The organism is Luteolibacter sp. Y139, from assembly GCF_038066715.1.
Lineage (GTDB): Bacteria > Verrucomicrobiota > Verrucomicrobiia > Verrucomicrobiales > Akkermansiaceae > Haloferula > Haloferula soli.
In genome coordinates this window covers 694,568-712,963 of sequence record NZ_JBBUKT010000002.1, presented here as the reverse complement: position 1 = coordinate 712,963, position 18,396 = coordinate 694,568, and the positions used below count along the sequence as shown (strand labels likewise).

Annotated in this window: 22 protein-coding genes; 8 read left to right on the top strand and 14 right to left on the bottom strand. The window is 59.4% G+C overall.

The annotated features are described in order from the left end of the window. Positions 1 to 76 precede the first annotated feature (76 nt). The 3 genes from WKV53_RS07885 to WKV53_RS07875 all read left to right on the top strand — a co-directional run bounded on the left by WKV53_RS07885 (position 77) and on the right by WKV53_RS07875 (position 2,267). Positions 77 to 646: a prepilin-type N-terminal cleavage/methylation domain-containing protein gene (locus WKV53_RS07885; RefSeq protein WP_341403965.1), complete on the top strand. Its 570-nt coding sequence runs from the start codon at positions 77 to 79 to the stop codon at positions 644 to 646. 101 nt (positions 647 to 747) lie between these two features. Beyond that, positions 748 to 1,242: a hypothetical protein gene (locus WKV53_RS07880; protein ID WP_341403963.1), complete on the top strand. Its 495-nt coding sequence runs from the start codon at positions 748 to 750 to the stop codon at positions 1,240 to 1,242. A 458-nt stretch (positions 1,243 to 1,700) separates the two neighbouring features. Continuing rightward, positions 1,701 to 2,267, top strand: coding sequence for a hypothetical protein (locus tag WKV53_RS07875; protein WP_341403961.1), 567 nt, complete (start codon positions 1,701 to 1,703; stop codon positions 2,265 to 2,267). Between the two features lie 67 nt (positions 2,268 to 2,334). Here WKV53_RS07875 and WKV53_RS07870 read toward each other — a convergent pair whose 3' ends face one another. The 3 genes from WKV53_RS07870 to WKV53_RS07860 form a co-directional block, all read right to left on the bottom strand. Then, the gene (locus WKV53_RS07870; RefSeq protein ID WP_341403959.1) at positions 2,335 to 2,805 is read right to left on the bottom strand and encodes a hypothetical protein; all 471 of its coding nucleotides are present in this window, start codon (positions 2,803 to 2,805) and stop codon (positions 2,335 to 2,337) included. A gap of 1 nt (position 2,806) precedes the next feature. Then, the gene (locus WKV53_RS07865) at positions 2,807 to 3,619 is read right to left on the bottom strand and encodes a hypothetical protein (protein ID WP_341403957.1); all 813 of its coding nucleotides are present in this window, start codon (positions 3,617 to 3,619) and stop codon (positions 2,807 to 2,809) included. A 193-nt stretch (positions 3,620 to 3,812) separates the two neighbouring features. Next, a complete protein-coding gene (locus tag WKV53_RS07860; protein ID WP_341403955.1) occupies positions 3,813 to 4,250 on the bottom strand; it encodes a hypothetical protein in 438 nt (145 codons plus the stop codon). 343 nt (positions 4,251 to 4,593) lie between these two features. Here WKV53_RS07860 and WKV53_RS07855 point away from each other — a divergent pair, with 343 nt between their 5' ends. The 3 genes from WKV53_RS07855 (at position 4,594) to WKV53_RS07845 (ending at position 6,584) form a co-directional block, all read left to right on the top strand. Further along, positions 4,594 to 5,160 (top strand): hypothetical protein, encoded by a 567-nt coding sequence (locus tag WKV53_RS07855; RefSeq protein WP_341403952.1) that lies wholly within the window; start codon positions 4,594 to 4,596, stop codon positions 5,158 to 5,160. 766 nt (positions 5,161 to 5,926) lie between these two features. Continuing rightward, positions 5,927 to 6,196: a hypothetical protein gene (locus tag WKV53_RS07850; protein ID WP_341403950.1), complete on the top strand. Its 270-nt coding sequence runs from the start codon at positions 5,927 to 5,929 to the stop codon at positions 6,194 to 6,196. A gap of 46 nt (positions 6,197 to 6,242) precedes the next feature. Then, positions 6,243 to 6,584 (top strand): hypothetical protein, encoded by a 342-nt coding sequence (locus WKV53_RS07845; protein ID WP_341403948.1) that lies wholly within the window; start codon positions 6,243 to 6,245, stop codon positions 6,582 to 6,584. 80 nt (positions 6,585 to 6,664) lie between these two features. Here the strand turns inward: WKV53_RS07845 and WKV53_RS07840 are convergent, their stop codons facing one another. Beyond that, positions 6,665 to 7,105 carry a hypothetical protein gene (locus WKV53_RS07840; protein WP_341403946.1) on the bottom strand — a complete coding sequence of 147 codons (441 nt, stop codon included), beginning with the start codon at positions 7,103 to 7,105 and terminating at the stop codon, positions 6,665 to 6,667. Between the two features lie 249 nt (positions 7,106 to 7,354). Here WKV53_RS07840 and WKV53_RS07835 point away from each other — a divergent pair, with 249 nt between their 5' ends. Next, entirely contained in the window at positions 7,355 to 7,804 is a 450-nt protein-coding gene (locus tag WKV53_RS07835) for a hypothetical protein (protein ID WP_341403944.1), read from the top strand. 218 nt (positions 7,805 to 8,022) lie between these two features. Here the strand turns inward: WKV53_RS07835 and WKV53_RS07830 are convergent, their stop codons facing one another. The 6 genes from WKV53_RS07830 to WKV53_RS07805 all read right to left on the bottom strand — a co-directional run bounded on the left by WKV53_RS07830 (position 8,023) and on the right by WKV53_RS07805 (position 11,978). Next, on the bottom strand, positions 8,023 to 9,168 hold the full coding sequence (locus WKV53_RS07830) for a type II secretion system protein GspD (protein WP_341403942.1): 1,146 nt from the start codon (positions 9,166 to 9,168) through the stop codon (positions 8,023 to 8,025). Beyond that, positions 9,165 to 9,908: a zonular occludens toxin domain-containing protein gene (locus WKV53_RS07825; protein ID WP_341403940.1), complete on the bottom strand. Its 744-nt coding sequence runs from the start codon at positions 9,906 to 9,908 to the stop codon at positions 9,165 to 9,167. Before WKV53_RS07825 ends, WKV53_RS07830 begins: the two co-directional genes overlap by 4 nt. Further along, positions 9,908 to 10,300 (bottom strand): hypothetical protein, encoded by a 393-nt coding sequence (locus tag WKV53_RS07820; RefSeq protein WP_341403938.1) that lies wholly within the window; start codon positions 10,298 to 10,300, stop codon positions 9,908 to 9,910. The genes WKV53_RS07825 and WKV53_RS07820 overlap by 1 nt, the downstream gene beginning before the upstream one ends. Before the next feature lie 4 nt (positions 10,301 to 10,304). Beyond that, the gene (locus WKV53_RS07815) at positions 10,305 to 11,273 is read right to left on the bottom strand and encodes a thrombospondin type 3 repeat-containing protein (protein ID WP_341403937.1); all 969 of its coding nucleotides are present in this window, start codon (positions 11,271 to 11,273) and stop codon (positions 10,305 to 10,307) included. Positions 11,274 to 11,551: 278 nt separating this feature from the next. After that, positions 11,552 to 11,689, bottom strand: coding sequence for a hypothetical protein (locus WKV53_RS07810; RefSeq protein WP_341403935.1), 138 nt, complete (start codon positions 11,687 to 11,689; stop codon positions 11,552 to 11,554). A gap of 70 nt (positions 11,690 to 11,759) precedes the next feature. After that, positions 11,760 to 11,978 (bottom strand): hypothetical protein, encoded by a 219-nt coding sequence (locus tag WKV53_RS07805; RefSeq protein WP_341403933.1) that lies wholly within the window; start codon positions 11,976 to 11,978, stop codon positions 11,760 to 11,762. Positions 11,979 to 12,488: 510 nt separating this feature from the next. On the opposite strand from WKV53_RS07805, the gene WKV53_RS07800 reads away from it, so the two are divergent. Further along, positions 12,489 to 12,611: a hypothetical protein gene (locus WKV53_RS07800; RefSeq protein ID WP_341403931.1), complete on the top strand. Its 123-nt coding sequence runs from the start codon at positions 12,489 to 12,491 to the stop codon at positions 12,609 to 12,611. A 122-nt stretch (positions 12,612 to 12,733) separates the two neighbouring features. Here WKV53_RS07800 and WKV53_RS07795 read toward each other — a convergent pair whose 3' ends face one another. The 4 genes from WKV53_RS07795 to WKV53_RS07780 form a co-directional block, all read right to left on the bottom strand. Continuing rightward, complete coding sequence (locus WKV53_RS07795) at positions 12,734 to 13,102, bottom strand: hypothetical protein (RefSeq protein ID WP_341403929.1); 369 nt, start codon at positions 13,100 to 13,102, stop codon at positions 12,734 to 12,736. Next, a complete protein-coding gene (locus WKV53_RS07790; protein ID WP_341403927.1) occupies positions 13,009 to 14,079 on the bottom strand; it encodes a rolling circle replication-associated protein in 1,071 nt (356 codons plus the stop codon). Before WKV53_RS07790 ends, WKV53_RS07795 begins: the two co-directional genes overlap by 94 nt. 313 nt (positions 14,080 to 14,392) lie before the next feature. After that, a complete protein-coding gene (locus WKV53_RS07785) occupies positions 14,393 to 15,061 on the bottom strand; it encodes a hypothetical protein (protein ID WP_341403925.1) in 669 nt (222 codons plus the stop codon). Positions 15,062 to 15,185: 124 nt separating this feature from the next. Next, complete coding sequence (locus WKV53_RS07780; RefSeq protein WP_341403923.1) at positions 15,186 to 18,308, bottom strand: SNF2-related protein; 3,123 nt, start codon at positions 18,306 to 18,308, stop codon at positions 15,186 to 15,188. Positions 18,309 to 18,396 lie beyond the last annotated feature (88 nt).

The following is an 18,396-nucleotide window of genomic DNA, read 5'->3' as shown; positions in this document are numbered from 1 at the left end:
GATCCTTGGCTTGTTTTCGCGCATTGCCACTGAGCCGAGATGCTGCTTTATTGGCAGAGATTGGAGTTATAGATCTATGAAAACCCATTTCCATCCTAGGTCCCGTTCCGGTTTCACGCTCATCGAGTTGCTCGTGGTGATGTCCATCATCATGGTGCTGGCGGCGCTGAGCCTCACTGCCATTTCGTTGGTCAACAAGCGGTCGAGAGAGCTGGTGTCCCTGACTTGCGTGCGTGACCTGGACATGGCGCTGAATGCGTATCGCGATACCTACAATCATTTCCCGAGCGTGGGCGATCAGGACCAGATGACGGCTGATGGGAAGGCTGGAGCGGAGCTCTTGACCATCCTGCTGGGCAAGGAAGACCCGAGTGGCACGATGCAGAATCCGAAGGGCATTGTTTTCCTCACGACCAAGATCGCCGATAACAAGAACAAGGGTGGCTTGGTCTACTCCGGCAATCAGGTGGAAGGGATGTTCGATGCCTGGGGTCATCCGCTGAACCTGGAGTTCGACAACGATCTCGATAACGAAATCGCGGATCCGACCAAGCCCGGTGGAATCGTGCGCCAGAAGAACGTCATTGTTTGGAGTCTGGGTGCCGATGGGAAACTCGGCGGGAACGATGAGGTGAAGTCTTGGTGAGTCGCTGGGAAGCACTCCGCTAATTCGGTATGCCTCTAGGGCGGAATTAGCGGAGTAATTTGGGCTGTAATGGTTCACCGAACGCCGCAGGATTTGGAGACATGAGGAAACGGACGGCGATCGCCATGGCCGTGATTTTGGCGTCCTGCGGTGCCGTGGCGGTTGGGACGCGGAATCCGCCGCCGACGGTGAGCGCGGATTTCAGCGGGTGGCCGGTGGAGATGAATGGGGTGATCCGGAATTTGGCGAAGAGCACTTGGAGCAAGGTCGAGATCGAGGAGGAATTCACCAAGGGAAGCGCGCCGGGAGTTCCGTATGGCTGTAGCTTGGTGGTGCATCGGTCGAGCAACTGGAGCAGCGATACCGGTGCCGCCGGAGCAGAAGCGATCCGCAAGGCGCTGGAAGGAAAGGGGTGCCGGGTGATCTCGACCGATTCGAAGAGCTGCAAGGCGGACTACCAATTGGTCTATGCCGGGCCCTCGAGGCATGGGATGATTTCGCTGAAGGCGCTGGGCGTTGAGAAGGGGATGCAGCTGATCATTTGCCTGGAGGAGGATCTGCCGAATGGCACGGCGAGCCCGGCTGAACCGGAGTAGGGGGGCGGAGTTTTCCGCTTTTCCGGTATGTATAGGAGAGCGGAAAAGCGGAAGCCGGCGTGCGGGAGTTTCGCAGTGGGGTGGCGGCCGAAAGAGGGCTGCTTGAGCCTCAATCCGGGAGCGCTCTACTATTCCCGAATGCCTATATAGTGGAATTATTGGAGTAGCTCGACGTCCGGCCCGGGCGTTCGTTTTGCTTGGAGTCGTAGCCGCTTCAGGCCGGAGACGGACGAAGAATTTCAACCGCGAAAGAACGCGAAAAGACGCGAAATTTATTCGAATGAGTTTCTCCCGTTGGGAGCGCTTCGCTGGGTCGGAACACGTTGTCATGAACGACCAGTATTGGCGAATAGCGTCAAGAGGGGTAGGACTGCGACTGGCCCCTTCGCGCTCCCTTTGCGTTGACGATCAGGGGCTCATGGGGGAGCATCGGTCTTCTCGAAAGGACCGACGGAAAGATGAAAACCGAGCCTAACGAAGCGGTGGAGACAGCTCCGGTTGCTGTGGACGGACCTGGGCGCCCGCTATTCTACATCAACCTCACCGACTGGACTTGGTGGGCATGGGCGGCGACTACGGTGCTGCTCTTTGTCGGGCTATCCGGTTTCCCTCTGGCGTTCATCGGCGCGATGGCGGTGACCGTGGGCGTGGGCCAAGGCATTGTGTTGCTGGTGCGCGACCGTGGCTTCGCGGCATTTTCGGTTCAGCTTCGGACGGCGTATTTGGCGCTGCTGCTGATTAGCTATGTCCCGCAGATGCGGTGGCTCTATTGGCTGCCAGCCGTCGGAACTCTGGCCCTGGTGCTGTTAGGTTATTGTCTTTTGGCCCGGATCCTTTCGCTGCTCCCGTGGAACAACCGGGAGGCTTATTCGCTGGCTCGTTTGCGTCGGACTTTTCTGTCCGCTCCAGATCTCCGGCGCGTTCCAGTTCTTGCGGCGAACAAGGGCTGTGCGGGTGGGTTGTGCACGATCGAGGCACAGGTCGCGCCAGCGATAGAGATGGATAGACCTGCTACTAGCCCCTGAATGGTGCTTCGGGTCTGACCGAGCTTATCGAAACGTTACGATTCGGGGACTGTCTCCGCTTATCCACTCAAAAGGGAATATCATCGCTATCATCATTAAATGATACCGGCGCCTTCATATCCCTAGCTTGGGTAATGAGAGCCCCCACTACTTGTCGCACCCTCACGGTTCCTAAAATCAGACCCAAAGCCTTGAGAAAGCCCTCTTCGTTTTCGACTTCCTTGAAATGGCGCCACCCTTCCATCCCGAAACCGAGTTCGACTCCGACCTTCTCGTCCACGCTGATTTCTAAGGGATACATCTCGAGTGGATGCTCGATGTTGAGAAGCCAAAATGTATAGGAACCCAAGGCCGGAGCCTTGATATTTAAATTATAACCGAACCGCTCTTGGGCTGCGTCTGTGCGAACGACCGCAGCACCGACGAGGTTCCCGGTTCTTTTGTGCAAGTCGTTAGCAATTTCCCGAAGAATTGCCGAGGGTGACCGGGTGGGGGTGAACTGCTCAAAGCTGGGCCAAAACGACGTAGGATCGGACATTTCAGGTATTGAGTTCGAAATAGATCGGGAGATGATCAGAAAGATCGGAGCGACGAGGACGGTTGCTCGCAGTAAGGAGAGGGAGCTTGCCGAGCGCAGTCAAAATTTCAAGTTTTTCGAGGTCGAAGAACTCTAGAAGCGAGGGGCGAACGATTACCTGATCCAGCATATGCCATTGTTGTTCCACCAAGCCATTGCCTCGATAAAAATGCGTTCCCGGAGGCCCCTTGCTGCGGTCGCCCATAAGACTCCACATCGGATTATAGAAGTAGTCCCAAGGTTTTTGCTGAACGATCCGCGAGCCCTTCCTCGCCTCAGCCGCATCCATTATCGCGTGAAATCCATTTGCCGCCAAAAGGCCCGTGCTATAGGGGTTCTGGTTGAAATCCCCGACGACGATGGAACGGGTGTGGCCGTCCTCCGACTCAATCAGTCGTAGCTGTTTTGCTATTTCGATCAGCTCAAGCGCGATGTTCTGGTCGCTATGGTAATTGGCACAATTGGCGTGAATGAGCATCAAATTGAAGGGAGGAATACCAGGGATGGAAATCGTCAGAACTGAGCAGCGAGGGCCGTCAAATCGGGGTCGAATGAACTCATTCATGAGTCTCGTGTAGACTTGAAAGCGGGGCGCTAAAACGGGCACGCGATAGTATAGCCCCTGATCCAATTCGTTCAGTCCCACAATCAACTCATCGGGATCGCCATCAGGCTCGCACAGAAGAAGCACGTCTAGGTTCTTAGCCTCGACCAAAGAGCGGGTCGCTGCATTCAGGTCTTTTCGATTAATGTTCCAAAACGCGAATGACGGCATCCCAAGGAAGGTAAGCAAAAGCCTGGAGGTAGGGCAACATTCTCGGGTGATGGATGACAACAGAGGAACACGGGCGGGGAGCTTTACCTTTTCGGCATCTCTTTAACCTGCATGAATGCGCCATTTTCAATTCCGCATTACATGCAGTCAGTCAATGAGTTGCACGACAAATACTCACCTTGAAAGGGGGCTGTTAGATGCGCGGCCGAGGCCACGGAAGTCCCGCTTTGTTCATGGCTGCAATCTCCTTCGCTGCGTCCTCAAGGGAAGCTCGAATTTTAGCATTGTGCGCGGCTAAGACGTCAGGCTGCGTCGGCTCGGCCGCCGTCTCGGGAACCAGCTCAAAGTCATATCGTGCGCCGGTTGGATAGGGGGCAGGCTGGGCGTTGTCTTTGAACTTTCTCGACTTCCAGCGGTATCGAATCACGTCCCGGTAGGAATAGAGTCGATTCCGACCATGCTGGAAGTATGCGATCCAGCCACGTTCCGATGCCATGTGCACACCTTGAGGCGTCATGTTCAGGTAGTCGGACGCGAGCCAGACCGGCAGACCGAAGGAGTGTTCCCGGCAAAAGAGCTCGAAGGCGTGAAGGGCATTCAGGGCTTGGCGGCGTGCTTTAGGCTTACTCATGATTAGTTGAGGGGATTTCCCTAACATGGCCGAAACTTCGACATATGCCGCAATCGCGTAGTGCCTCACAAATCGGCGATGGAAGGGGAGTTTTTTGGGCGCTTTCTCTGTTGGATCGAGTGGCCACCACAAAGGCCAACCCGGAACCAGACCTTCCGACCTCTCCGGGCTCGGACATCCTGCGCCGTTAGAGGAAAGCCTAGCAGATTGGCGGGCAATCGCACGCAGAATCCGCAAACCCGAACATTCAGAAGACAGGAAAGGGCGGAGGCTGTCGAACAGGCGGGCAAATTGAAACGAGCCTTGAGGGGGGGCGTGAGACTGGCTAAGACATTCGATCAAGATGAAGATACTTCTGAAATTCGTCATCGGCTTCTGCATTGTTTCTCACGCGTTGGGAGGGCCGGTCGACGACGGGAGCATCCAGTCGAAGTTTCAGCAGATGGTGCAAGCGGTCGTCGAATTGGACGCACCGTCCTTGGTCGACACTATGCACCCAGAGACAATAAAGAACACGGCCACCTATTTTCGGAAGGAACTCGCGAAACGCCCACGCGCCTCGCACGTCGATCCCTCATTGGCGGATAACCTTTTCGTTCTCCGAATCATCGAGGAGGCCTTCAAGGCATGCCCTCAGGCGTTTTCCATCCCCACAGCGAAGTCGATCCGCATCCACGGTGTGCTCCACGACGGGCCCGACGCATTTCTGGTCTACACAAAGGACTCCGAGCAGTCCGAGTTCAGCGATTCCGCGTCTCTGACTTTCCGCCGCGATCAGGATGAGTGGAAGCTTTGGTCGATCCCATTTCCGCGCCTAGTCGTGGGAACCTGGCTTGCACAGGCGGACACGGACAAAGCTCCAAAAGTCGAGCGAGTTGAGCCACCCGACGAAAGCAAGCCGTCGAAATGAATCCGAGCTTCCATCCCGCCCGCGTATGCCGTCGAACCTCCCCATTCATTCTTTTCCCCGTTGTAACAAGTCCATCTTGAGACGGGTGCCTCTGATTTCCAGTACGTTGCGCCAAATTCACCCAGCGTCACCGGGCATTCCTGAGTCCTGGTGACGCTTTTTCGTCTCAATAAGCGGCCAAATCAGCATCGGCATCGCATGGGCAAAGGAAAAGGCGGGCGGAGAGCCGCAGTTAACACGAACCCTCCGAACTCCCGCCTTTCCGCGGTGATTATTCCACCGAGTGCCGTAAAATCAAGCATGTGACCCGTGCAGCTGACGGGTGGGGAAACGAGTCCGGAGGGCAGGGGGGCTGCCACTATCGCAGGGGCGGGCGATCCTCGACAACCGGCCGGGGCTCATTCTCGCTGCGCTGCGAAGGCCCACGTTCCGGGAGTCTGCGGACAAAGTGTTAGAGGGCGCAGATGCTTCGCAACAGCGCGGAGGTGGCTGCAATAGCAGGCGATTCGCTAGGGCGGTTCAGACTCCAACGCCCCCGCCTTTCCACTTGGACTAGCGGGCGTCCCGCCCGGCCTCCGGGTCGCCCGCCGTCAAGCCGTCGTTGTGTGTCATGCTGCGCCGAGACACACAACGAGGCATCACTCCGCTGCGCTGCGTTTTGACGGCGTGCGCCCCTGCGGCCGTGGGCGCGAGCGTGCGAACTATCGTTCGCCAGAAAAGTGGTATCTTCTGACTCTTGGTGGGTCGGGAGCAACCACTTGAAATCATGCCCATTCCCGACGCTTCGGAACTTGTTATCGCCGCCATCATTGAGCGCCACGGCCTCGTTGCGGGCTCGTGCGAGATCCACCTGGACGACGTTGTTCACCAGCTAATTTCGCCCGACACCCGCGGGACGATCTTCTGGGCCAGCTATGTGGCCACCGAGGAACACAAGCCGTTCCCGACCGCCTACGGAGCCGTCAGAGCGCGGCTCTATCCGTACGGCATTCCTACGCGCTTCGCGTGGTTCGACATGGCCGTGAGCGTTGAATGAGGCACCTAGGCCCGGGCTCCGGCCCGGGCCGCTTCCCCTTCTTCCGATGAAACACGAAGCCGAACAATTCGACCTGTGGAAGGCCGAGCTTTTCACCCGGCCGGAGATCCGCCCCGGTGACATCGTGCGAATCCTCTCACACGACCACAGAGGGAAGCGGAAGTTGTTTCCGCACCGCTACCGGGTTCTGTCGCCGGCGTTGGCGTGGCTGCTAACAGGTGACGATCCGGGCACCGCCCAAGACTGGCAGCTTCATCAGTGGAGCCGGTCAGTGGCACTGCTTTGCCTGGATGATCTCATCGGCTGGGACGACGACCCGGAAAGTCCGTTTCTCCCTGGCTCGATGGTCTTCTGGCGATCGACAGATGCGGTGACAAAAGGTTACTGAGGTTGATTGGGGGAAGCTCCCAATCCCTAGGACAGCAAAAATCCCAACCGATTAATGCCAAACAAGGTCGCTGCCGCGGATCACTTGAGCTTCGAGGCAAGGGGATCCGCGGGGCGGGACTTGACCGCCTTGGTCGCTTCCTCGAGGGCCTTCTTGGCGTTGCCGTCTCTCGTCGAAAAGTCCTTGAGCCTTGCGTAAGCGAATGTTCGCGAATCGAGCGCGGCGGTCTCTCGCGCCATAAGAGTGCCTAACAGCCTCACGAGGGCGTCGTGGGCACCGCCTTTGTTAGGGATCTTGTTGATCTCGTTCTTGGCGATTACCATCTGAACCGTCATCCCAGCGGCTTTCTTGCTTTCGCTATCGACGAGAAACCAAGCGACGCTGTCTCGCTCTTCTTTGGCCACTACCTCAGTAACAGCGTTCACGTCAGCTGTCGCCTGCTCGTTGATCTTGGTCTGAGCGCGAAGCTGGGAATCCGAAAATGCGAACACGAGAAGTAGCGCGACAATGAGCTTTTTCATTTCCACAAGGAATCTCAAAGCCTCCCTTTGATTGTCCAGTCACTACTCAGCGTTCCGCCGGGGCAAATGCTTAAGTTTTCTTAATTACCGCGGATCGCTTGGAAATTTTCAGGGGGCATTGCCCCCTGGACCCCCAAGCTGTCCGTCGGCAGGGCTCCGCCCTCGACCCGCCAAGGGAGATCCCTTGGAACCCTTGATATTGCGTGATCGCGTAGCTGTATGTTATCACGAGCCCGCCAACATCGACATATGCGCGTCCTTCCCGCAATCCTCCTCACTTCCATCGTCTGCTCGATCAACGCTCACGCGCTGGAGCCGTCCTGGAACATTCGCGACGCAACAGAGAAGCTGCTCGATAAGTATGCTCTCCGATTGCCCGTGGACGACTGGTTTCTAGAACGCAAGGACGGGAGCATCGTCCAACTTTTCAAGCCATCCATCGTTTACACGGGTGGGGGTGCATACTGGACCGCAGAGGTGCGAACAACGAAGTTGAGAGAGCGGAAGAACGGTGCGTGGGGTGCTTGGAGCTACGCGCCGCCGGCGCCTGGCTCAAACCAGCCGGGCTATTTCCAGAGCGCTGTCATCGACATCACCACGCCTTCCACAGGTGGCGCCTCTGCAAAGTTCCAAGCGAGCCAACTTTGGTTCGGTACGTTCCGCGCTCCTACGCAGTCTCGAGTGACCCTAGTAAGGTGAATTGCTGGCTACTTCACAAGCCGGCCGGTCGCTTTTGACCGCAAGGTTGCCATCTCTAACGAGCGATCCTCAGAGAGCCGCGTTGCGGCAAGCTGGAGAGCCCCTGCCTGATCGGCCGGGACCCAGACGCAGACTTGCACGAGGCCTTTGGCCTGCTGCCGCTTTCGATAGGCTTTCTTTCGCTCCATAGCGTCACTAGTGACTGCGGGTGGAATCGGCTATTTGGCGGGATGACCACGAGACCGGAGGAAACTCCGCTCTTCGTTCCGCCAATTCATGGGGGGAAGAACCGATCCGGGGAGGTCGTCCACGGCGGGAAGGGTCGCCGGGCTATCCCAATCGCTCCAGAAGCCCGCAGGATCGACCGGAACCGCCTTCGGCTGGCCGGAGCGGAGAACGAGCAGCAAATAGAGCCTGCCTGCCTCCACGGTCTCGGATTTGCCGAGGAGGCCGAACCGTTGCGACCGCCGGACGGTCTCAAGTCCGCCAATCATCAATCCGTCGTCAAACGTCATCGTTGCGACGGACTTCACCCGCTGGCTTGTAATCGTCGGGACCTCGTAGTCGCCGACCTTCTGCGGAGATCCTAGCACGCCGTTTTCCGCTTCGACATCGAGACGAACACGGCCGGCATCGAGAAACAACGGACGCACTTTGAAAGTGAGGCCGACGCGGCGGAACTCAATCGACGTCCTCGAAACAGCATCGGTGAAAGTCGTGGTCGGGACGGCGACCTCGGAGCCCGTCGAAACCTCGGACATTTCGCCAGAAGCAAGCCGCACCTGCGGCTTGTCGATGATCTGCAGATACCCGTTCTCTGAAAGCCAGGACAACGAGACGTTGAAAGCATCCCAGGGCAGAACCACGCCGAATCCACCAGGGGAAAGCGTTGCGGACGGAACTAGCGAGGCTCCCTCCCGATATGCGATGGTCGCTTCAAAATCCTTCACACGATCGCCACGGACAAACATCATAGTTCCGTCGACGAAGCATTCATCGCCGCCGATATCGAGCTGCCGTAGTGCTGCGACCATGTCGGCAACCCCCTTGGCCTCACCACGGACAAGGATGCTATTAGAGGCCGTGTCGACCGTCCAGGTAACGGGCGCTTGCTGGCCCTCGCCACCTCGCCCGATCACCTCAGCCGACGGCACCACGCGATTGTGGAACGTGATCACCTGCGACGTGTTGAAGACCGGCGGCGTGACTTTCGCCGGAACGGCATCCTGGTCAGCCTTCGCATGTTCTTCCTGCTTCGCCTTGCCTCCCAGAAAGGGGAGCTTCGGAGCGTTGCTGCCGGTGCACCTCTTGAGGCCGAAGATGGTTACGGCGATCCCGATAACAACGAGAATTACGAGTCTCATAGTAGATACGAAGCTGCCACCCAGAGCACGAAGCCAATCAAACCGGAAATCCAGAATGCGGGAGGAATGATCGGAACTCGCTTCAACTTCAACGGCGCGACTCTGGCGGCCGACTCCGAAGCGGTACGCATCTGTAGATCCAAGAAAGCGCGGGTATCGTATAGAGGAAACAAGGCGCGATCATAGGCACGGAATTCACGGCTGACAGGCTTGTCGGTCTCCACGTCCTTTTTGACCTGGAGCATGAAATTGAAAGGCAGGTAACCGAACCCCGGAATCTTGATGTCCTTAATGCTGCGACAATAGAACTCCCACTCGCATTGAACGCGGAACTGCTTCTCAAGGGTCGTCGCGACCTGCGCAATGAAGACGACATCAATGCAGCATTTGCGAGACTGACTCAGGAACGAAAGCATGCCGCGGTGAAGCTGCTGCGTCTTGGCCCAATCGCGAGCGTTGAAAAACAGGTGAACCTCATCCAGCACGACGAGAACGGGCAGGGCCGCGGTTCCCCAGGGAATGCCCACGTGCCATTCGGCAGAATCGACCAGGTCGATTCTCACGAGCTGCTCGGGCTGGACTTCAACGCGATAACGAATCCGGGCAAGCCGGGCCACGGCCTCCCAAACCAGCTCCACGTTGGTAACAACGGTGCCCCCCCTGGACAAGTGACGCAGCATGAGGCCCACGCAGTGGAGCGTCTTGCCGCCTCCGATCTTGCCAGTAACGAGCGAGATCATCAGTTCGAAACGAACGGGACGAAGGACTTGATCCAGCGCAGAATGGTTACCGCGAGCCAGATATTGAAAACGATGATGGAGACCGACGCCGCCTCAGTGAGAGGGATGAAGCGATTGATGAAGGCCCCGTATTGGAGCAGCGAACCCGAGCCCGTCTTGATGGCCTGCAGGTCGATGTGTGAGAGACTATCGGAAATCTGACCGATTGCCCACGCGCCCAGAGCAGCGAACACGAGGACGATCGACCAAGCGGCATACAACACGGCCCAGCCCGTGTTGAACATGGTTTGGATCTTGTCGTTGAACCAGCCGAAGAAGAAGCCCAGCGAGTATTTGAGCTTGAGCCAAAACTCGTTTTGGAGCCACTGCCAGAATTGATCTAGGGCGCCCATCGGATCAGACCTTTAGAATTCTCATGACGGACATGACCCCGCCCCAATAGACGGCGAAGAGACAGCAACCCCGGAAGATGCCAATCGAGGCGGGCTCAGTGGGGAAGGGGATGATGACCGAGCCGAAGCGCCCCAAATCAGCGGTGAAAGAGGTCATGTCCCCAGAGGGAACGTAGGTCTGAAACGGCTGCCAGCCGGAAAGCAGCGACTTCATGCCCGTACCTGCGGCCTTCAGATCGTCGGCAAGCCCATCAATGGCGAAGTCGCCGATGCCATCCGGAATCCCACCCGGAAGCGAGACGTGAGACATGGAATCCGCAAATGCCTTGTCGGGATTCTCAAGCTGTCCAGGTGCGCCCAAATTGCCCAGATCGAGGGTGCCAGGAGTGCCGGGGTTAATCGGGGTGGCGTCGCCACCGTCACCATCACCGGAGCCACCTGAGCCGCCACCGGGAGCGGGCTTGTTAGGAACCGTCGGCTGCAAATCGTTACCGTCGAAGATGCCGTCGTTGTCGTCGTCAGAGTCGTGATTGTCGCCGACTCCGTCACCGTCGCTGTCCTTCCACTCCTGGTTGTTGTTGGGAAACTTGTCCTGGGCATTTGGGACCCCATCACCGTCACGATCCGGATCGGCATTGTCGCCGACGCCATCCCCGTCCCGGTCCCTGTTTTCCGCTGGGTCCTTCGGAAACATGTCGAGGTTGTCGGGAATCCCGTCGTTGTCGTCGTCGGGATCGGTGCTGTCGGGAATCCCGTCGTTGTCGTTATCGTCAGCCCACGGGTAAGGCTCATTTACTGCGCCGATGTAGGGCTCCGTGCCACCAGCGATGTTCACGACGGCAGGCTGAAGCCTGAAATTGTAGTTGGAGCCGCTGTTCGTCGGCGGAGTGTAAAACAGGGTGATGCGACCTTCGGGGAAATCCAAGTAGGTGCTCGCGTCAACGGTGCCGTTGCGGCCCCAATCGAACTCCATCAGGACCTGATGCCCTGGAATGGTTTTCTCTTGACCGGACATCGAGGCACCGAAGCCCGGAACCGAGACGGAAGCGGAATCATCCAGGACGGCCGTAGTCGCAAAATTAGGGCCGAAGTCGACCCAAGCGCCCCCGTTGCACCTGACACGGAACCAAAGCCCCGTGTAGAGTTGAGTGTTCACCGAGAAGTATCTGCGGAGCGTGAGAGACGGACTCGTTAGGCCCGTGGAGTGTGACCCTGTATATTTCCGCTGAGCATTCGCGGGAAGAACGAGGATCAATGTGGAAACAGCTTGCAGAAGCCAAAGGCCAGCACGGCGCAGGCGATGAACCCCGCGATGATCGAAAGCTGTTCGATCTGCGCTTGCTGGTTCACCACGATCTGATGAAGCAGCTCGATTTCGGTTGGTTCCATACATGACTAACGAGAGAGGTGGAAGTATCGGGGGGACCGAAGTCCCCCCGACAAATGAGCCCGCACGGGTTCAAGCCATCGACTTGATGGCACCCCAGACGACCTTGGCGCCGAAGACCACCGCGCCGATGGTCACACCGGCGGTAACGCCGAGTGAAGCATCGCCGGAGAGGCCATCGACAGCGTCGATAACGTCCGCAGCTGCCGCGTGCGAAACACCCGTGGCCGCAAGCATCGCGAGACCCAGAAGGGCCAGCGTGCGCTTGTTGCCAGCGAGGAATTTGTTCATTGCGTGCAATTCCACGATTCAAACCGAGCCCCTTTCGGAGCTTACGACGCCACGGCTTTCACCGAGGCCCAGACAATGGCCGCTCCGCGAGGGAGCAACCAAATCCCAAACAGGCTCCAAAGAGCCGCGTGAAAAACTTCCCAGTCCATTGATCGAGAGAATTCGAAGGTTCAGAGGAGCTGCCAGAGTGCTCGCAGCATGCCGCGCAGACCGCCGAGAAGGTCGCCAGATTGAAACCTCGACGCGGAGGCCAGGACGCCCAAGAACAACAGTGAAAGCCATACCAAGAAGCGGAAGGTGACCGCCCCTCTTTCATGGGTTGCACCCGACACGCGGGAGTCAGACTTAAGAAAGGGGGCGGTCATTTTGTTAGAAGAAGCGCCCGGCACGCACCGCCGAGGGCATCGACGGGGGACGACGATAAACGGGCGGGCTCGAAACCCGACGACGGCGACGAGCCGGGGCGGTCCGCTCAGGGTATGGCCCGGCCCAATCTGGGCTTTCGCAGAAGTGATCCGACTCCTCACGAAGCAGCTTGCGAACAGAGCGGAGAACGATCTTGGCGCCGACGACGATGGCGAGGACGCCAACAGCAAGAGGGAGAAGTTCAGCCAAGTACGGCGATTGCAGTAGTTCGTTCATGGGTGGGCAGGGGAGAAGAGGGGTGTTGTCAATTATGTTTTGTTTAAACAAGGAAAGGTAAGGCCGGGGGCGCGGGCCGCTTCGCGGCTCCGTGCCCTCCGGCCTTCTGCTTCCTACGAGTCCAACTCAACATCGTAGGACGGCAGTCCATTATTCACGCGCACACCCACGACGCGGAACTTGCGGACGCTGAAAACATCGAAAGCCGGCAGAGCTTCGGCGGTGTCCTTGCGGATGGTGATTTCGACGGTATCCGATCCGGCGAGAACGGTGGCGCGCTGGTTCCAAAAGGAGTAGGGTTTGCCACCCTTGGATGTGCCAGCGACGTTGCGCGCATCATCCTTGGCGGTGACGAGGCCGGTGATCTTGATGCCGAGATCGGCTTGGCTCAGGAGGTTCGCAAATGGGTTCCCTCCTGCCGCAATCTCTCGGCTGCTGGAAGCGACAGGCGGTTTTCCCGTATCAGGGGTGCGATCAGACATGACGTTGTGTTTTGTTTTACGATGAATGCGGGCACTGCGAAGGAACCCACGGCGAGCCCGACTGCCGCTCCGTGAGCTGTGTGCCAGGACGCGAGGTGCCAGAAGCGGCCCTTCGACATGGCAAGAGTGATGACGGCGCTCGACTTGTAGTTGCCCCCGGCATCGCGGGAGACGACTTGGACGGAGCGCTCTAACCGTTCCGCGGAGACGCGAACGGGAAAGGGGACCAAGGCCGATTTTGGCTCGATGTCGGGCCGTTCGTCCTCGATCTGGAGACCGGTGTAGAAGCCCTTGGAGGTCTGCCAGAAGCGAACGCGGGCGAAGGAAACGGGCTTCCGGACCTTGCGGCGGATTCCATCCTCGTTGGTGACGGTGACGAGCTTGGTAGAGTGGTAATCAAGGAACCACTCGGGCGCGACGTTGCGGGAATCGGATCCGTCCTGGTCAACCTGATAAACGGCCTTGAAAGCGTATTTGAAAGAGTAAAGGAACTCGCGGACGTTGACCCGTTCGACGTTGGTGCGGCCGAGGCCCCAAAAGCGCGCGATGTCCCGCAGCTCGTCGTGCGTGAATTTCAATGTGCGCTCGACGAGCAAGTGCCAGTGAACCCAGCCGTTTGCCTGGAACTCCATTTTCCAGCACCATTTGGCCTCGTCGCTCCACAGGCCGGCGCCGCGGCAAGCGAAGAGAAACCGGCGCATGTGGTCCTTGCCCTGGAGATAGCCGGAAAGGGGGCATTGCTCGAAAAGTTCGGGATCGAGCGTGAGGGTGATGAACCGCCAGTTTTTGAACGAGGGCAGGCCTTTGCGCTCGATGGCTTTCCGCTTCTTGGAGACGCCGGCGACGGTGAGCCAATTCGGCGGGCTGTAGTCTCGGACGTGAAGGACGCGCGACCGGAGCGCAGCCGGACTCTGCCGAGAATGGGAATCGTCATCAGGGGACGAGACGCGACGCGGGCTCAGGGTCCGGCTGCGCAAACCGGGCGATTTCTCGCGAGAAAGGTGATAGTCCCGAACACCACCAAGGTGCTCGGCTTCGAAGCCGTCCGGGATCGGGTCAGATCCACGGCACGGGCTACCCGCTGTAGCGCTTTCGCTGCTCAGGCTATGCGTTACTCCATACCTCATTCCCGTGCCGTGGATAGACCCCGGGCGGGAATATGCGTTCGGATATCCTTAAGCAGGATTCCGCGCCCGTTATCTGTGCTGTGTTTCCCTTACGTTTCATGGGATCGTTACTCCCTCCGGCTCGTTACACCGGCGTCCGCACCGCGGACACATGAGCACAATCCTAATTCTCTTCCTCGGTCAACGAATAATTCAGCCTATCTTTTTGCTCAGCTGTGAACGTCTTCGAACCGAAACGGTGCAAGACGCCGTGAGCGAACTTAAGGGCTCTCATGAACCGCCGATTCATCCAAAAAAGAATGATGGCGCTATTCGTGATCACGACCGGAATGGAAAATTCACCAAGTTTCAGAACCCAAGCTTTGGTATCAGGTTTGGGGGGAGCCTCTCTCAAGATGAGCAGCGTTCCGAGAGAAGTCATGGTGAAGCAGACGAAGCCCATCATGATGAGAAGGATACAAGCTACGTTAATCTGTTCCTTGATGACGAAGCAGGCGGACGACGAATAGACGTCAAGCCGATCTTCATATTTCTGCTTTTTCAGCTTTTGCCGTTCTCGGTATGAAGCTGACACCAGCGAAAGCTGCCGCTGTGCCCAAGGGCTAATAAGGTTAGCAAAGACGCTCAAAAGAATCGAGCCTACTAACGTCAGAACCCAGACGACGGGCGAAAAGAGCTGGTCCAAAAACGCTGCCATTGAAGGAAAAATGCCCCGAGGTGGTAACGACACCTCGGGGCAGGAAACACAGAGCGACACGGGCGTGAAGCTTTGCGATGAGCAACCGTCTACGACGATTGCCTTCCTGCCGCAATCATAAATGGCAACTTTCAATTCCGCATTACATGCATTGTAACAAGTAATCCAAGGACGCGATCCAAACTGGATCAAGGCCGGCAATGGGCTTCTTCCCAATGGAAATCCCGCAAAGCGGCCTGGGCAGCCTTCCGGTCCATGCTCATCGCAGCAACCCCTCCAGATCGTCGCTGGTCCAGTTGGTTGGGATGCCGTCGGTTTCGTTGGGGTCGCCGGTGGTGGCGTCGATTAGGGCGCGCTTTTTGTCCTGCATGCGGCGGACGCGCTCTTCCACTGTGTCGCGGGTCATGAGGCGGTAGACGGTGACGGGACGGCTTTGGCCGATGCGGTGGGCTCGGTCGGTCGCCTGGGCTTCGACGGCGGGATTCCACCAGGGGTCGAGGTGGACGACGGCGTCGGCGGCGGTGAGGTTGAGGCCGTAGCCGCCGGCCTTGAGGCTGATCAGGAAGACGGCCGGGCCGGGCTCGGATTGGAAAGAATCGACTAGGGATTGGCGGTTGCGGGTGGTGCCATCGAGGCAAAATACCTTACCGAAGCCGGTTTCGAGGCGTTTCTCGATGCGGCGTAAGTTCTTGGCGAATTGGCTGAATACCAGTGTTTTGCCGGTGTTTTCGGAGCGTTCGGAAAGCAGCTCAAGCAAACGATCGATTTTCACCGCGTTTGAATCCTTGCGTCCGGGGATGTCCAGCAGGCCGGGATCGACGCAGGTTTGGCGGAGGCGCAGGAGCAGGGTCAGGAGATGCATCTTGCCGGCCCCCTCTCCTTGCTGCTCGCGGATGCGCTCCAGCTCATCGAGGCCGGATCTGGCGAGGCTGGCGTAGAGGGCGGCCTGGTCGTCGGCCAGGGTCAGCCATTCATCGATCTCGATCTTATCCGGGAGATCCTTGGCGACCTGGGACTTGGTGCGGCGCAGGACGAACGGCGAGATCCGGAGGCGGAGCCGCTCCATGAGGCCGGCGGAGGCTTTCGGGTCGGCATCGGTGGTTGGCACCTCGTAGCGTTCGCGGAAGTCCTTCCGATCGCCCAGGTAGCCCGGGGCGACGAAGCGGAAGATGGCCCAGAGGTCCTGGATGCGGTTCTCGATCGGGGTGCCGGTCAGAGCGACGCGGCCGCGGGCCTGGATCTTGGCGAGGGCCTTGCTGACCTCGGCATCCGGATTCCGGAGGAGGCTGGCCTCGTCTGCGACGAGCAGTCGGTACTCCCTCTGGAGGTGGAAGGCCAGGTCGCGGACCAAGGTTCCATAACTTGTGACAATCACATCCACTCCCGGGACCTGGTCGCGCAGCTTGTCCCGCCCTGCGCCGTGGAGTCCGAGGCATTTCAGGCCCGGTGCGAAGCGTTTGAACTCGGCTTGCCAGTTGCCGAGCAAGGAGGTCGGCGCTACGACCAAGGTGGGTCCGGTGGCGGTGGTTTCAGATTGATTGAAATGATTGATGGAAGCGATTGTTTGCAGAGTCTTCCCCAGTCCCATTTCATCGGCCAGAAGTGCGCCGCCGAGGCGATTCAAACGGTCGGCGAGCCATGCGGATCCTTGGGATTGGTAGGGTCTGAGGTCGGCTTCCAAGCCTATGTTTGAAATCTGGGGGGATTGATTTTCAAGTAGCGCATCTGAATTGCTTTTCAGGAGTGTATTGCGGAGTTTTTCACGCAAATTCTGGAAAAGGATCGCAGCGGCACCGGAGAGGCGGATTTCCTCATCGGGGCGGCCGATTCCCAGTTCGGAGACGAGGGGCTGGACGAGTTCTTCACAGGAGCGGCTGATGACGAGCTCGGCCCCGCTTTTCAGGGTGGCGCGGCGCTTGCCGCCGCCGAGGAGACGGCGCATTTCGCCCCCGGGAATGCGCTGGCCGCCGGTGGTCTGAAACGACAATTCAAACGCGAGTGAGGAGCCGAAATCGGCCTTCTGCTCGATCTCCGGGCGGACGACGTGGACGCGCTGGAGGACGGTGGCGAAGCGCTCCCCTTCCCTGACGGTCCAGCGCTGGCGGAGGGAGTCGAGGTCATCGGCGACGAAGGAGAGGATGGCATCGCGGCCGCGGATCTGGAAGCGGGCGCGGCGGGCGGCGGGGTCGAAACCGGCGACGATGAGGAGGTGGCGGGCGGCTTCCTCGGAGTCGAGCTGGCGGGCTTGGAGGTGGCCGTCCGGGGCGATGGCGGGCAGGCCCGGGAGGTCCTCGCCGGGGTCCGGGAGGGGGCGGGCGGAGAGGCCGGGGTAGCGGACGGACAGGGTGGCTTCCAGGACTTCCAGCGAGCCCTCGAGATCGAGGACGAAGTCCGGGGCGGCGCTGGCGAAGCGGAGGGAGCCGAGCCAGCCGGGGTGCGGGGCCTCGAAGAGATCGAGCCAGGCATCTAGGTCTGCGAGGAAGTCGGCGGCGGAGAGGCGGAGTTTTCCCTGGCTGGCTAGGGCTGCGACGCGCTCGAACCAAGCCGGACGGCTGGAGGCGGCGGGAAGGCGGGCGGCGGTGCCCGTGCCGGCACCAGTGCCGAGGGTGATGAAGGCGGGGCTGGCGCCCCAGCGGACGAGCTTCCGGCGGGTCTCGGCGGGGTCGAGGGTCAGGGAGACTTGGGAGCCATCGAGGCGGCTATCGGCGAGGCGGAGGGGCGGGCCGGGGTCGGAATCGAGGTGGAAGGGGCCGGGGCGGCCGTCGATCTCGATGCGGGTATGGCCGGCGAGGCGGTCGAGGAGAGAGGCGGCGTCTTCCCCGGCGAGGCGGAGGGCGAGCGGTGCGGGGTTGGGGCCGGTTGGGGCTTGGTTGCGGTCGGCGAGCCAGGCGGTGACGGCAGCGTCGGAGGCGGTGATGGGTTGGCCGGGGGCGGGCTGGAGGCGGACGGAGAGCTTGCCCTCCAGCCATTCGGCTTCGAGGCGTGGGGAGAGGCGGACTTGCCAAGCGATGGGGACGATGGCGGGGGTGTCGGTTTTTTGGGGGGCCTTGGAGGCGGTGGTGGCGCCCGGTTTTTGGCCGGGGTTCGCACTGGAATTCGCGGCGATGGCGGTGAGGAGGACGGCGACGGCGTGGGCGCAGACGCCGCCGGTGGCGCGGTGGTCGGGGCAGCCGCACTGGACGGTGACGTCGCTGGGGCCGCGAGGGCCGATCTTGACGATGGGGCGGAGGGTGAGGCGGCCTTCGCGGAGGGTGCCCTGGATGAGGTGGCCATCGGCGGAGCGCTTGAGGCCGGCGATGAGGCCTTGATCGGCGATGGTCTTGCCGTCCTTGAATGGCTTCCAGCCGGTCAGTCCCCTCACCCAGTCTTCCGTGATTTCCATATTGATTGGCCGGGGGAATGGGACAGCGGGAGGTGGGATTGGGCGAGGAAAAGAAATTGGATTTCGGATTGGGGATTTTGGATTTCGG

What these genes read in the sequence shown, in the direction of transcription:
- WKV53_RS07885 (WP_341403965.1), top strand. Translation starts at nt 77, where the DNA reads ATGAAAACCCATTTCCATCCTAGGTCCCGTTCCGGTTTCACGCTCATC.
- WKV53_RS07880 (WP_341403963.1), top strand. Translation starts at nt 748, where the DNA reads ATGAGGAAACGGACGGCGATCGCCATGGCCGTGATTTTGGCGTCCTGC.
- WKV53_RS07875 (WP_341403961.1), top strand. Translation starts at nt 1,701, where the DNA reads ATGAAAACCGAGCCTAACGAAGCGGTGGAGACAGCTCCGGTTGCTGTG.
- WKV53_RS07870 (WP_341403959.1), bottom strand. Translation starts at nt 2,805, where the DNA reads ATGTCCGATCCTACGTCGTTTTGGCCCAGCTTTGAGCAGTTCACCCCC.
- WKV53_RS07865 (WP_341403957.1), bottom strand. Translation starts at nt 3,619, where the DNA reads ATGCCGTCATTCGCGTTTTGGAACATTAATCGAAAAGACCTGAATGCA.
- WKV53_RS07860 (WP_341403955.1), bottom strand. Translation starts at nt 4,250, where the DNA reads ATGAGTAAGCCTAAAGCACGCCGCCAAGCCCTGAATGCCCTTCACGCC.
- WKV53_RS07855 (WP_341403952.1), top strand. Translation starts at nt 4,594, where the DNA reads ATGAAGATACTTCTGAAATTCGTCATCGGCTTCTGCATTGTTTCTCAC.
- WKV53_RS07850 (WP_341403950.1), top strand. Translation starts at nt 5,927, where the DNA reads ATGCCCATTCCCGACGCTTCGGAACTTGTTATCGCCGCCATCATTGAG.
- WKV53_RS07845 (WP_341403948.1), top strand. Translation starts at nt 6,243, where the DNA reads ATGAAACACGAAGCCGAACAATTCGACCTGTGGAAGGCCGAGCTTTTC.
- WKV53_RS07840 (WP_341403946.1), bottom strand. Translation starts at nt 7,105, where the DNA reads ATGAAAAAGCTCATTGTCGCGCTACTTCTCGTGTTCGCATTTTCGGAT.
- WKV53_RS07835 (WP_341403944.1), top strand. Translation starts at nt 7,355, where the DNA reads ATGCGCGTCCTTCCCGCAATCCTCCTCACTTCCATCGTCTGCTCGATC.
- WKV53_RS07830 (WP_341403942.1), bottom strand. Translation starts at nt 9,168, where the DNA reads ATGAGACTCGTAATTCTCGTTGTTATCGGGATCGCCGTAACCATCTTC.
- WKV53_RS07825 (WP_341403940.1), bottom strand. Translation starts at nt 9,908, where the DNA reads ATGATCTCGCTCGTTACTGGCAAGATCGGAGGCGGCAAGACGCTCCAC.
- WKV53_RS07820 (WP_341403938.1), bottom strand. Translation starts at nt 10,300, where the DNA reads ATGGGCGCCCTAGATCAATTCTGGCAGTGGCTCCAAAACGAGTTTTGG.
- WKV53_RS07815 (WP_341403937.1), bottom strand. Translation starts at nt 11,273, where the DNA reads ATGGAGTTCGATTGGGGCCGCAACGGCACCGTTGACGCGAGCACCTAC.
- WKV53_RS07810 (WP_341403935.1), bottom strand. Translation starts at nt 11,689, where the DNA reads ATGGAACCAACCGAAATCGAGCTGCTTCATCAGATCGTGGTGAACCAG.
- WKV53_RS07805 (WP_341403933.1), bottom strand. Translation starts at nt 11,978, where the DNA reads ATGAACAAATTCCTCGCTGGCAACAAGCGCACGCTGGCCCTTCTGGGT.
- WKV53_RS07795 (WP_341403929.1), bottom strand. Translation starts at nt 13,102, where the DNA reads ATGTCTGATCGCACCCCTGATACGGGAAAACCGCCTGTCGCTTCCAGC.
- WKV53_RS07780 (WP_341403923.1), bottom strand. Translation starts at nt 18,308, where the DNA reads ATGGAAATCACGGAAGACTGGGTGAGGGGACTGACCGGCTGGAAGCCA.